9 protein-coding genes and 3 tRNA genes are annotated in these 12,832 nt (G+C 71.5%); 5 read left to right on the top strand and 7 right to left on the bottom strand.

Annotated features, from left to right (window positions below; genetic code table 11):
- The first annotated feature begins 31 nt into the window (after positions 1-31).
- A complete protein-coding gene (purF, locus tag ACFWI8_RS19960; RefSeq protein ID WP_387093120.1) occupies positions 32-1,597 on the top strand; it encodes an amidophosphoribosyltransferase in 1,566 nt (521 codons plus the stop codon).
- Between the two features lie 42 nt (positions 1,598-1,639).
- Entirely contained in the window at positions 1,640-2,719 is a 1,080-nt protein-coding gene (gene purM, locus ACFWI8_RS19955) for a phosphoribosylformylglycinamidine cyclo-ligase (protein ID WP_387093117.1), read from the top strand.
- Between the two features lie 147 nt (positions 2,720-2,866).
- On the opposite strand, the gene ACFWI8_RS19950 is transcribed toward purM, so the two are convergent.
- Both ACFWI8_RS19950 and ACFWI8_RS19945 read right to left on the bottom strand, forming a co-directional pair.
- A complete protein-coding gene (locus ACFWI8_RS19950) occupies positions 2,867-3,145 on the bottom strand; it encodes a DUF3073 domain-containing protein (protein ID WP_311601472.1) in 279 nt (92 codons plus the stop codon).
- 263 nt (positions 3,146-3,408) lie between these two features.
- On the bottom strand, positions 3,409-4,491 hold the full coding sequence (locus tag ACFWI8_RS19945; protein ID WP_387093218.1) for a Leu/Phe/Val dehydrogenase: 1,083 nt from the start codon (positions 4,489-4,491) through the stop codon (positions 3,409-3,411).
- A 241-nt stretch (positions 4,492-4,732) separates the two neighbouring features.
- Between ACFWI8_RS19945 and ACFWI8_RS19940 the strand changes: the two genes are divergently transcribed.
- Positions 4,733-5,578: a hypothetical protein gene (locus ACFWI8_RS19940; RefSeq protein WP_387093114.1), complete on the top strand. Its 846-nt coding sequence runs from the start codon at positions 4,733-4,735 to the stop codon at positions 5,576-5,578.
- A 404-nt stretch (positions 5,579-5,982) separates the two neighbouring features.
- Positions 5,983-6,189: a developmental transcriptional regulator BldC gene (gene bldC / locus ACFWI8_RS19935; protein WP_132819558.1), complete on the top strand. Its 207-nt coding sequence runs from the start codon at positions 5,983-5,985 to the stop codon at positions 6,187-6,189.
- 420 nt (positions 6,190-6,609) lie between these two features.
- On the opposite strand, the gene ACFWI8_RS19930 is transcribed toward bldC, so the two are convergent.
- Positions 6,610-6,684 (bottom strand) — tRNA-Asp (locus ACFWI8_RS19930).
- Between the two features lie 67 nt (positions 6,685-6,751).
- Positions 6,752-10,780: an ATP-dependent RNA helicase HrpA gene (gene hrpA / locus ACFWI8_RS19925; protein ID WP_387093111.1), complete on the bottom strand. Its 4,029-nt coding sequence runs from the start codon at positions 10,778-10,780 to the stop codon at positions 6,752-6,754.
- A 134-nt stretch (positions 10,781-10,914) separates the two neighbouring features.
- On the opposite strand from hrpA, the gene ACFWI8_RS19920 reads away from it, so the two are divergent.
- Positions 10,915-11,949, top strand: a complete 1,035-nt coding sequence (locus ACFWI8_RS19920; RefSeq protein WP_387093108.1) for an ABC transporter permease — start codon at positions 10,915-10,917, stop codon at positions 11,947-11,949.
- A gap of 52 nt (positions 11,950-12,001) precedes the next feature.
- Here the strand turns inward: ACFWI8_RS19920 and ACFWI8_RS19915 are convergent.
- From ACFWI8_RS19915 to ACFWI8_RS19905, 3 genes are all read right to left on the bottom strand, one after another.
- Positions 12,002-12,075 (bottom strand) — tRNA-Phe (locus ACFWI8_RS19915).
- A gap of 4 nt (positions 12,076-12,079) precedes the next feature.
- A tRNA-Asp gene (locus ACFWI8_RS19910) sits at positions 12,080-12,154 on the bottom strand.
- 126 nt (positions 12,155-12,280) lie between these two features.
- Positions 12,281-12,832 (bottom strand): hypothetical protein, encoded by a 552-nt coding sequence (locus tag ACFWI8_RS19905; protein ID WP_387093106.1) that lies wholly within the window; start codon positions 12,830-12,832, stop codon positions 12,281-12,283.

Genomic DNA, 12,832 nt, shown 5'->3' with positions numbered 1-12,832 from the left:
CGCCCCCCGGATCCTGGCCTAGACTCGACGTGTGCGTGGTGATGGACGACTCAGCCACGACCTTGACCCCGGAGAACGAGGCCCGAGGGACGCCTGTGGCGTCTTCGGCGTCTGGGCCCCGGGCGAGGAGGTCGCCAAGCTCACCTACTTCGGCCTTTACGCATTGCAGCACCGCGGGCAGGAGTCCGCGGGCATCGCGGTGAGCGACGGCTCCAAGATCCTGGTCTTCAAGGACATGGGGCTGGTCTCCCAGGTCTTCGACGAGACCTCCCTCAGTTCCCTCTCGGGCCATATCGCCGTGGGCCACACCCGGTACTCGACCACCGGGGCCCCGACCTGGGAGAACGCCCAGCCGACCTTCCGTGCCACCGGGCACGGCTCGATCGCGCTCGGTCACAACGGCAACCTGGTCAACACCGCCGAGCTCGCCGAGCTCGTGGCGGAGCTCCCCGACGACCGCGGGCCACGGAACCGCGTCGCGGTCACCAACGACACCGACCTGGTCACCGTGCTGCTCGCGGGCCAGCGTGCCGAGGACGGCACGCCGCTGACCGTCGAGCAGGCGGCCCCGCTGGTGCTGCCCAAGGTCAAGGGCGCCTACAGCTTCGTCTTCATGGACGAGGGCACCCTCTACGCGGCCCGCGACCCGCAGGGCTTCCGCCCGCTGGTCCTCGGCCGCCTGGAGCGCGGCTGGGTGGTCGCCTCGGAGACCGCGGCGCTGGACATCGTGGGCGCCTCGGTGGTCCGCGAGATCGAGCCCGGCGAGCTGGTCGCCATCGACGAGAACGGGCTCCGCGCTTCGCGATTCGCGGAAGCGAAGCCGCGGGGCTGCGTCTTCGAGTACGTGTACTTGGCGCGGCCCGACACCGACATCGCCGGGCGGAACGTGTACCTCTCCCGGGTGGAGATGGGCCGCCGGCTCGCCGCCGAGGCCCCGGCCGACGCCGACCTGGTGATATCGACGCCGGAGTCCGGCACCCCCGCGGCCATCGGGTACGCCGAGGCCAGCGGCATCCCCTACGGCTCGGGCCTGGTCAAGAACTCCTACGTCGGCCGGACCTTCATCCAGCCGAGCCAGACCATCAGACAGCTGGGCATCAGGCTGAAACTGAACCCGCTGAAGGAGGTCATCCGCGGCAAGCGCCTGGTCGTCGTCGACGACTCGATCGTCCGCGGCAACACCCAGCGGGCCCTGGTCAGAATGCTCCGCGAGGCCGGCGCCGCCGAGGTCCACGTGCGAATCAGCTCGCCGCCCATCAAGTGGCCGTGCTTCTTCGGCATCGACTTCGCGACCCGCGCCGAGCTCATCGCCAACGGTCTGTCGGTCGAGGAGATCGGCACCTCGCTCGGCGCCGACTCGCTGGCCTACATCTCGCTCGACGCGATGGTCGAGGCCACCACGATCGCCAAGCCGAACCTGTGCCGGGCCTGCTTCGACGGCACCTACCCCGTGGAGCTGCCCGACCCGGCGCTCCTCGGCAAGGACGTGCTCGAGCAGTCCGCCGACGCCGACCGGGAGCGGGCGGAGCGCGCGCGGCTCACGCTTCCGCTGCTGGCCACAGGCCCCGGCGCGGGCGACGCCCTGCGCCGTCCCTAAGCGGGGCGCGACGCCCCACCACACAGCAGTCAGAGAGATCCGATGACAGAGAACGCGTCCGGTGTCAGTGGTGTCAGCTACGCGGCGGCGGGAGTCGACATCGAGGCCGGGGAGACGGCCGTCGAGCTGATGCGCACCTGGGTCGCCAAGGCCCAGCGGCCGGAGAGCGTGGGCGCCATCGGCGGCTTCGCCGGGCTCTTCGACGCCTCGGCGCTCAAGGGCTACCGGCGCCCGCTGCTCGCCTCGGCGACCGACGGCGTCGGCACCAAGGTGGCCGTCGCCCAGCGGATGGACGTGCACGACACGATCGGCCGCGACCTGGTCGCCATGGTCGTGGACGACCTGGTGGTGTGCGGCGCCGAGCCGCTGTTCATGACCGACTACGTCTGCGTCGGCAAGGTCTACCCGGAGCGGGTCGCCGCCATCGTGAAGGGCGTCGCCGAGGGCTGCACGCTGGCCGGCTGCGCGCTGGTCGGCGGCGAGACCGCCGAGCACCCGGGGCTCCTCGGGGCCGAGGAGTACGACCTGGCGGGTGCCGGCACCGGCGTCGTCGAGGCGGACGCGCTGCTGGGCGCGGAGCGGGTCAGGGCGGGTGACGTCGTCGTCGCGCTCGCCTCGTCCGGCCTTCACTCCAACGGGTACTCACTGGTGCGGCACGTCTTCTTCGACCTGGCGGGCTGGTCCATCGAGCGCCATGTCCCCGAGTTCGGCCGGACGCTGGGGGAGGAGCTGCTCGAGCCGACCAGGATCTACTCGCTCGACTGCCTGGCGCTGGCCCGCGCCACCGAGGTGCACGCGTTCGCCCACATCACGGGCGGCGGCCTGGCGGCCAACGTGGCCCGGGTCATCCCCGAGGGGCTCGCGGCCGTGATCGACCGGGCCAGCTGGGCGCCGGCGCCCGTGTTCGACGTGGTCGGCGCGGCCGGCCGGGTGGCGCGCGGCGAGCTGGAGCGCACGCTCAACATGGGCGTCGGGATGGTGGCGGTGGTGCCCGAGGCGTCCGTCGACACGGCGCTGGCCATCCTCGCCGCGCGGGGCGTGCCGGCCTGGGTGGCCGGCCGGGTCGAGGCGCGGGGGAGCGGCGCGGACGCCGCCACGCTCACCGGGGACTACGCGCGGTAACCATGTCCGGGGCCGCAGGCGGCACGACACAACTGAGCCCGGTCCGGCGATACCGGACCGGGGCGGGGAGCGCGTTCTCCCGGGTGGCTCAGTTGGCTCGATCGCGGGTCGGCGACCGGCCGGGTGACCGGCGGTCGGAGGCGCTGGTCAGGCGCCGCGCCGTTTGGAGGAGTGACCGTTGGAGTACGGCTCTTCGCCGTCCTCCTCGTCATCCTCGTCGTTGTACATCTCCGCGTACCGTGCGTACAGGTCGTCTTCCAGCTCTTCGTCGTCCTCGACCCGCTCGCCGTTCGTCGGCGCCTGGTCAGGCTTTGATGCACCCGCACCCAGCTCTTCGGCCAGACGGGAAAGGTCCGTCCGGCCGCTGTTGTACTTCAGCTGGCGGGCGACCTTCGTCTGCTTGGCCTTGGCCCGGCCGCGCCCCATTGGCTCGACCCCCTCAACGACGGGACCCTGCGGCCCCGGAGTGTTGACATCCGTTCATGATTGAGAGCGGGCCCTCGGACGAGCGCCCGATCCATCGGCCTTCAACCGTACCTGCTTCCGCGGGCCTACGGTACGTCGTCCGCAGGACCCGGGTCGCCCGATCGTCGCCCGGTGACCTTCTCTTTGCTGGTCAGCGGCGATTTTACCTTCTTTCTCGACACACCCCGCATGAGGGGGGTGACATGTCTTACGCAAATGGCCGATCAGCGGCCGGCGGCCTGGGCCATTCGGTGTTCGGCCAGCCGGTCGGCCGCCACAGCAGGGGGGACGCCCTCGGCGCGGGCCCGTTCGAAGATCTCCAGCGTCGTCCCGTGGATCAGCGCGGCCTTTGCCTTCGCACGTGCGAAGTCGAAGCCGTGGAGCTCGTCGGCGACCTGGATCACGCCGCCGGAGTTCACCACATAGTCCGGCGCGTAGAGGACGCCGCGGTCGGCGAGGTCCTTCTCGACGCCGGGGTGGTCGAGCTGGTTGTTGGCCGCGCCGCAGACGATGCCGGCCGTCAGCAGCGGCACGGTCCGGTCGTTGAGCGCGCCGCCGAGGGCGCACGGGGCGTAGATGTCAAGCCCGGGGGTCCGGATCAGGGCATCGGCGTCGGCCACGGCGGTGACCCGCTCGGGGTGGGCGTCCAGGACGCGGCGCACGGCGGCCTGGTCGACATCGGTGATCACCACCCGGGCGCCGGCCTCGACCAGGTGGTCGACCAGCAGGTGGCCGACCTTGCCGACGCCGGCCACGCCGACGGTGCGGTCGGCCAGCTCGGGTGAGCCCCAGCGGTGCTCGGCCGAGGCACGCATGCCCTGGAAGACGCCGAAGGCGGTGAGCACCGACGAGTCCCCGGCGCCGCCCTGTTCTGGGGAGCGGCCCGTGGTCCAGCGGCACTCCCGGGCGATCACGTCCATGTCCTGGACGTAGGTGCCGACGTCGCAGGCGGTGACGTAGCGGCCGTTGAGGGAGGCGACGAAGCGGCCGTAGGCGAGCAGCAGTTCCTCGGTCTTCAGGTGCGCCGGATCGCCGATGATCACGGCCTTTCCGCCGCCGTGCGCGAGGCCGGCGAGCGCGTTCTTGTAGCTCATGCCCCGCGAGAGGTTGAGGGCGTCGCGGACTGCGGCCTCCTCGGGGCTCGGAGAGCCGGCGTAGGCGTGGAAGCGGGTGCCGCCCAGGGCCGGGCCGAGCGCGGTGGAGTGGATGGCGATCACGGCCCGGAGCCCGGTGGCCCGGTCCTGGCAGAGCATGACCTGCTCGTGGCCGCCCCGCTCGGAGGCGAAGAGGATGTCCAGGGCGCTCATGGCCCCCGGTGCTGCGGTGCTGCTGTCGACGCTGACAGCGGGACGTACGTCGGTCACGGTGGTGACTCCTGCGTATCGCGGTCTGGACGCCCTCCTGGCGGATCCGTCACGGAGGGCGGTGTCGTGTTCCCGATGGGATGAGACTACGGCCGTCGCCGAACGCCGGGTACCGGGGTCTCACGGGGGCTGACACGATCGGGGGCGACGATGGGTGGGGCGACCACGAGACGCGGGAGGCAGAGTGCCCAAGGTTCCCTACGCGGCGTATCTCCGGGTCTACGAGCCGCTGGCCGCCTTTCCCGAACCGGAGCGCTCGCACTGGGCCGGGTACGCGCGGCGGGAGCGGCTGCCCACCGCCCAGGACGAGGTGCGGGGGGCGCTGGCCGGCCTGGTGGCGCGGCCGGTGCGGGTGGCGCCGGCGGCGGAGAGCGCGGAGGCCTTCGTGGCCACGGTGGACGGGGTCGTCTGCGTCTGCCCGTGGCGGACCAGGCTGCGCGCGTGGCAGGCGCTGGGCGACGTGGGGCACTGGCTGATGCCGCAGTCGGTGGTGGACCTGGCGCTGCCGCCCGGGGCGCGGCGGAGCGCGGCCGAGGAGTACGACCGCTGGCGGGAGCGCAATCCGGACGCGCGGCCGTGGATCAGGTCGGCGCTGTGGCACGTCCCGGTCCGCTGGTTCGTGCTCTTCGCGGACGAGGAGCGGATCTTCCGGAAGGCCGGGGACGGCTCCGGGCCCGACGCGGGCGAGCCGGCCCTCGGCTACCGGACGCCGATGGTCCAGGCGCGGCGGCGGGTGGCGCGCGGGCTGCGCACCGTGCGGGAGGCGATGCCCGAGGGACCGATGGTGGAGGCGCTGACCGATGTGGGACGGTGGCTCGAGGAGTTCCACCCCCGGTCACTTGTCGAACTGGACTACGGCGGATTGATCTATACGATTCCCGAAGACCAGTTGGCGGCTGACCGCTCGGTGGCGGAGGTCACCGAGGGGCTGGCCGCGCTCGCCGCGGGCGACGTGGAGCGGGCGACCCGGCTTTACGAGGAGCTCACCGACCGTTGGCTGACGATCCGCGAGCGCCAGTTCGCCAACTGATCCGCTCCTTAGGTGGGACTAAAGCCCCAAGCGTGATGGATGGCACTGTAAGGAACTCTTGCCTTCAAGTAGTCTCCTCGTGTCAAAATAGGACAACGAGCTCGGCGGGGCTCCTTCCTGGGTGGTGCGATGACCGGCCAACACGGGGTGACTGATCGTAGAGATTGGGTAACTGTCCGTTATGGCATGTTCCAGTCGGCTTCCACCAAGGTTGAACACCTGAGAGGGCAATTCCATCGGTTTGGCCGACCCGGCTGGACGGATGGTGTAGTTGTAGTGCCGAGGACAAGCCGTTCGTCCTATAACCGACTCGACCCGCGCCTGTCATTTCGGGCAACGCGGGTCAAGGTGCAGAATTTAGAGGAAAGAACCGTGATGGTTCGGTTCTCCCGAGGAGGCCGCTCATGACCGCTCGCACCCCTGATGCCGAGCCGCTGCTGACCCCGGCTGAGGTTGCCTCGATGTTCCGCGTGGACCCGAAAACGGTCACACGCTGGGCAAAGGCGGGCAAGCTCACGTCTATCCGCACGCTCGGTGGGCACCGCCGCTACCGCGAAGCGGAGGTGCGCGCACTGCTCGCGGGCATCCCGCAGCAGCGCGGCGAGGCCTGAGCAAAGCAGCACGACCCAGGCTTCGGGGCCCCCACCCCGCCTGCTTGGCTCCAGATCGCGCCGGACTCCGCCGAGTCCGGCGCGATTTGCATGCCCGCCCCCGGGGGGTCCAAGTGCCGCTCGGGGCCCTGTGCAAGGGCGTGCAATTGCACATATTAAATTGGCGGGTTTCTCTACGGGGTCAGCCGAGCTCAGTGAGCGATCAAGTTCCGTGACTCCCGTCACACTTCGCATCCCTTGCCGGGCCCGCTGATCTTGCGGTAGTAGGGCCCCGCCGGGCGGCAGCGTCGCCGCACCACGCGTAGCTGTCTCCTACCCACCCTCCCTGCCCGGCTCACACCTCTCGGACATGCCACTCGCCGAGTCATGCAAAAAGCCCGGATCCCTGTGGGGATCCGGGCTTCCGGTTTTCAACGTGTGCGGTCCTGACGGGATTTGAACCCGCGGCCTCCACCTTGACAGGGTGGCGAGCACTCCAAACTGCTCCACAGGACCAGGTCGCGAGCGCGACTCTACCCCAGATGGCGGGCGCGGAGCCAATCGCGCCCGGCCGGCGCCCCGGTCACGGGACCAGGGCGTCGATCGCCTTCAGGATGCGCTTGTCCGAGATCGGATACGCCGTGCCGAGCGCGTGCGCGAAGTAGCTGACCCGCAGCTCCTCGATCATCCAGCGGATCTCGGCGGCCCGCTCCGGCACCGGCCGGCCCGGCGGGAACTGCTCCAGCAGCCAGGCGTGTTCGTCCCGCATCTCACGGACCTTCGCCATCCGCGCCCGGTCCCGCTCGGCGTGCTGCGGCAACTGCTGCAACCGCCGGTCCACGGCCGTCAGATAGCGCAGCAGGTCCGGCAGCCGGCGCGCGCCGTGCTCGGTCACGAAGCCGGGCGGCACCAGGCCCGCCAGCTGCTCCCGCACGTCCGCCAACGAGTCGGCGAGCACCGGGCTGGTGATCGAGCGCAGCCGCCGCTCGCAGGTGCCCCAGGCCAGCAGCACCTCGCGCACCCGCCCCAGGATCCGCAGCGTGAGGTCGGTGATGTCGGCCCGCACCGCGTCGAAGAGCTTGCGGAAGCCCTCCTCGTCCCAGGCGGGGCCGCCGTGCGCCGCGATCAACTGGTCCGCCGCCGCGCTCACGCAGTCGGCGAGCAGCGCCGGCACGCCCCCGTGCGGGGAACTGGCCAGCGCCAGCTTCGCCGCGTTGTCCAACTGCCGCTGCGCGAACTTGGCCGGATCCGACGGGAGGTTGAGCAGCACGAGCCGCCTGGTGCCGCGCGCCATCGCCCGGCGCTGCTCCTCCTCGCTGTCGAAGAGCCGCACGGCGACCGAGGAGCCCTCGTCCACCAGGGCCGGGTACGCCTTCACCGGCTGGCCGCCGCGCCGGGTCTCGAAGACCCGGTCGAGCGTGCCGATCGACCATGCGGTCAGCCCGACGCGGCTGGCGCCGCGCGGCTCGGCCGCCCCGCCGCCCGGCTGGCCGGCGAGGCCGGCCGTGGCCTGGGCCGGTCCGCTCGGCCCGGCGGCCCGAGCCTCGGTGGCGAACGCGCGGTCCAACGCCCGCTGCGCCAGCGGTCGCAGCCGCTGGGTGAGCGCCGCGAGGTCCTTGTCCTCCGCGTCGGCGGAGGCCCGGCGGCGCCGTTCGTCCACGCCACGGAAGGTGATCCGCAGATGGTCCGGGATCCGGCTCTCGTCGAAGTCCTCCGGGGTGACCCGGACGCCGGTCATCCTGGTCAGCTCGCGGGCCATCGCCACCCGCAGCGGCTCGTTGGTCGGCTCGGGGCCCACCTCGGTGAGGAAGCGCCGCGCCACGTCCGGTGCGGGCACACAGTGCCGCCTGATCGGCTTGGGCAGCGACCTGATCATCTCGGTCACCAACTGCTCGCGCAGGCCCGGGATCTGCCAGTCGAAGCCCTCGGGGGTGATCTGGTTGAGGACCTGGAGCGGCACGTGGACGGTCACGCCGTCCGCGTCGGCGCCCGGTTCGAACTGGTAGGTGACGCGCAGCGAGAGCCGGCCCTGCCGCCAGATGTCCGGGTAGTCGTCCTTGGTGACCCGCCCGGCCGACTCGTTGATGAGCATGGACTTCTCGAAGTTGAGCAGGTCCGGTTCCTCGCGGCGCTTCTTCTTCCACCAGGAGTCGAAGTGCGCCCCGGAGACCACGAACTCCGGCACCCGCTGGTCGTAGAAGTCGTACAGCGTCTCGTCGTCGACGAGGATGTCCCGCCGCCTGGCCCGGTGTTCGAGCTCCTCGACCTCCGCGAGCAGCTTGCGGTTCTCGTGGAAGAACTCGTGCGAGGTCCGCCAGTCGCCCTCCACCAGCGCGTTGCGGATGAACAGGTCACGGGAGGTCTCGGCGTCGATCCGGCCGTAGTTGACCTTGCGCTGGGCCACGATCGGCACGCCGTACAGCGTCACCCGCTCGTAGGCCATCACCGCCGCCTGCTTCTGCTCCCAGTGCGGCTCGCTGTAGGTGCGCTTCACCAGGTGGCCGGCGAGCGGCTCGATCCACTCCGGCTCGATGCGCGCGTTGACCCGCGCCCAGAGACGCGAGGTCTCCACCAGCTCGGCCGACATCACCCAGCGCGGCGGCTTCCTGAACAGCGCCGAGCCGGGGAAGATCGCGAACTTGGCGCCGCGCGCGCCCAGGTACTCGTGCTTCTCGGTGTCCTTCAGGCCCAGCTGCGACAACAGGCCGGCCAGCAGCGACTGGTGGACGCGCGCCGGGTCCGGCGCCTGGCCGCCCGCCGCCGGCTCGACGGCCTCGACGCCGAGCGAACGGCCGACCTGGCGCAGCTGCGCGTAGATGTCCTGCCACTCCCGTATCCGCAGGTAGTTGAGGAACTCGGTGCGGCACATGCGGCGGAACGCCGAGGAGGAGAGCGCGCGTTGTCGTTCGCGCACGTACTCCCAGAGGTTGAGCAGCGCCAGGAAGTCCGACTCCTCGGCCGGCCCCTCGCGGAACCGCTGGTGCTTGGCGTCCGCCTGCTGCTGCTTGTCGCTCGGCCGCTCCCGCGGGTCCTGGATGGAGAGCGCGGCGGCGATCACCATCACCTCGCGGGCGCAGCCGTTCCGCCCGGCCTCCAGAACCATCCTCGCCAGCCGGGGGTCGACCGGCAGCTGCGCCAGCTTGCGGCCCAGCTCGGTGAGCTTCGCGCCGGACAGCGCGCCCAGCTCCTCCAGCAGCTGCACGCCCGCCTTGATCGAGCGGTGGTCCGGCGGGTCGATGAAGGGGAAGCGCTCGATCTCGCCGAGGCCCGCCGCGTTCATCTGGAGGATCACGGAGGCGAGGTTGGTGCGCAGGATCTCGGCGTCGGTGAACTCCGGGCGGGAGAGGAAGTCCTCCTCGGCGTAGAGCCGGACGCAGATGCCGTCGCTGGTGCGGCCGCAGCGGCCCTTGCGCTGGTTGGCGCTGGCCTGCGAGACGGGCTCGATCGGCAGCCGCTGCACCTTGGTGCGGTGGCTGTAGCGGGAGATGCGGGCGGTGCCGGGGTCGATGACGTACTTGATGCCGGGCACCGTGAGCGAGGTCTCGGCGACGTTGGTGGCCAGCACGACCCGGCGGCCCGGGTGCGGCTGGAAGACGCGCTGCTGCTCGCCGTGCGAGAGGCGGGCGTAGAGCGGCAGCACCTCCGTGTGCGGCAGCCGCCGCTTCTCCAGCGCGTCCGCCGTGTCCCTGATCTCGCGCTCGCCGGAGAGGAAGACCAGGATGTCGCCGGGGCCCTCGGCCTGGAGCTCGTCGACGGCGTCGCAGATGGCGGTGATCTGGTCCCGGTCGGGCGCCTCGCTGTCCTCCTCCAGCAGGGGGCGGTAGCGGACCTCGACCGGATAGGTGCGGCCCGAGACCTCGACGATCGGGGCCGGCTCGCCGTTCGCCTGCCGGAAGTGGCGGGCGAAGCGCTCCGGGTCGATGGTGGCGGAGGTGATGACGACCTTGAGGTCGGGTCTCCTGGGCAGCAACTGCGCGAGGTAGCCGAGCAGGAAGTCGATGTTGAGGCTGCGCTCGTGCGCCTCGTCGATGATGATCGTGTCGTACTGGCGCAGCTCGCGGTCGTGCTGGATCTCGGCCAGCAGGATGCCGTCCGTCATCAGCTTGACCAGGGTGTCGTCCCTGGCCTGGTCGGTGAAGCGGACCTTGAAGCCGACGGACTCGCCGAGCGGGGTGCGCAGCTCGTCGGCGACCCGCTGGGCGACGGTGCGGGCGGCCAGCCGGCGCGGCTGGGTGTGGCCGATGAGGCCCCGGATGCCGCGGCCGAGCTCCAGGCAGATCTTGGGCAGCTGGGTGGTCTTGCCCGAGCCCGTCTCGCCGGCCACGATCACCACCTGGTGGTCGCGTATCGCGGCCAGGATCTCGTCCTTCTTCTGGCTCACCGGCAGCTGCTGCGGGTAGCCGATCGCGGGCACGGCGGCGCGCCGCGCGGCGACGTGCGCCTCGGCGGCGTCGACGGCCTCGGCGATCTCGGCCAGCACGGCCTGTTGGGCGGCCGGCTTGCGGATCCGGCGCGCGCCGTCGAGGCGGCGGCCGAGCCGGCGCTCGTCGCGCAGGGTCAGCTCGGGCAGCCGCGCGGCGAGGGCGGAGAGGGAGGAGGAGTGCGTAGACATACGCACCCCAGGGTCTCACCCCGGGCCGGCCGGCGGCGAGCCGTTATCGCCCGCCGGGCGCGGCGTCGCCGGCACCCCGGCACCGGCGCCTCCGAATATGCGGCATATGTGATGTTTCGGCATATCGTGGCCGGGTGACAGGGGCGACTCCGTGGACCCGGCTGACCCGGGTGCTCAGCGAGCGTTGGCGGGCCTTCCGCCGCACGCCCTACCTCCCCGCCGCGGTGGTGTCGCTGCTGGCCGCCGCCTCCGCCGCCGCGTTCGCCGGCTCCTACACCTACGCGCTGGCCAACCCGACCCCGCGCCATGTACCGGTCGCGGTCGTCGGCCCGCCGTCCTCCGGCACCGAGGCCCGCGCCTTCGTCGAGGAACTGGAGCACCGGCTCGGCGCCTCGTTGGAGCTCCACCGCTACGCCGACTATCCACAGGCTGTGGACGCCGTGGAGGCGCAGCGCGAGTTCGCGATCCTGCGCGGCCACCGGGACCAGGTCGAGATGGACGTGGCGAGCGCGGCCGGGGCCAGCGTCGCCGAGCTGCTGACCAAGGAGGGCCCGCCGGCGGCCAAGGCGGTCGGCGCGCGGATCACCATGCGGGACATCAAGCCCCTGCAGTCCGGCGACCCCCGGGGCCTGGCCGTCTTCTACATCACCATCGCCGCGGTGATCATCGGCTTCCTCGGCACCGTCCAGCTGGTCGTCAACGCCCCGACGCTGCGGCCGGCGGCGCGGCTGGCGTTCACCGCGGGCTACGCCGGGCTCGGCGGCTTCGCGATCGTGGTGGTCGTCGACTGGTGGCTCGGCGCGCTGGAGCTCCCGGTGTTCGGCTCGTGGGGGATCCTGACGCTGACCATGTTCACCGCCGGCATGGTCTACGCGATGTTCAACGCCCTCTTCGGCCGCTGGGCGCTGCTGCCGACCTGGGCGCTGATGGTGATGCTCGGCAACCCCTCGTCGGGCGGCGCCGTCTCCTGGCCGCTGCTGCCGACCGCCCTCGGCGTCATCGGCCGCTGGCTGCCACCCGGTGCCTCGGTCAACGCGCAGCACACCGCGATCTACTTCGCCGGCCACCAGCACCTCCAGCCCTACCTGGTGCTCGGCGGCTGGGCGCTGCTCTCCCTCGCCGTCTTCTGGGCCCTGCGCGACCGCCCGCCGGGCCGCCGGCGCACATGAAAAGACCCCCTCGGTGACACCGAAGGGGGTCCTGATCCTGCTCGACGAACGGTGGCTGGGGCCGGGGTCGAACCGGCGACCTTCCGCTTTTCAGGCGGACGCTCGTACCAACTGAGCTACCCAGCCGGAGCGGTCCTGACGGGATTTGAACCCGCGGCCTCCACCTTGACAGGGTGGCGAGCACTCCAAACTGCTCCACAGGACCCGGCTTGTCGCGATTCCCCCGAACGCCGGGGCGATGTCGCTGAAGCAGCGTATCACGCGGAAGACGGGCCCCTCATCGCGTTAGCCGCCGGTCAGGCCCGCCGGCGGTGGGGCGCCGCGGTCGGGCTCAGCAGCCGCCGCAGTTGTAGTAGGTGACGTCCCAGTGGTTGCCCTCGCGGGCGTAGATGTTGCCCGAGCCCGACTGGTACTGGGCGGCGCCGTCGCTCCGGTAGCCGATGAAGGCGAAGTTGTTGGTGATGTAGCCGTTGATACAGGTGTTCAGGCCGTAGTCGAGCTTGTAGCCGTTCCAGTGGCTGTAGGTGCCGCCGGCGTGGCCGGTCTCGGTGCCGCCGGTGATGTTGAGGGCGCAGCCGCTGGCCCGCCTGAGGGTCTGGGCGCCCTGGGCGGTGGCGAGGTTGAGCTGCTCGAACGAGGTGCAGGTGGGGTTGTTCCGATCGGAGCAGCCGCCGGACGAGGACCAGGTGATGCCGACCTCGCGGAACATCGAGGTGGCGGTGGAGTGGCTGATCTTGGTGACGAGGACGGAGACGTCGGACGCCTGGGCCTGGACGTGGGTCTGGGCCTGGGCCTGGGGCTGCGCCGCGGCCGCGGTGGCGGGGGCGGCGGTGAGCGCGGCGCCGGCGAGCGCGAGCGCGGCGAGAAGAGGGCGGATTCTCAT

Origin of the sequence: Streptomyces sp. NPDC127098 (genome assembly GCF_042722465.1) — a bacterium.
Classification (GTDB): Bacteria; Actinomycetota; Actinomycetes; order Streptomycetales; family Streptomycetaceae; genus Streptomyces; species Streptomyces millisiae.
The sequence above is the reverse complement of the archived record's forward strand: the minus strand, read 5'-3'. Positions and strand labels throughout refer to the sequence as shown.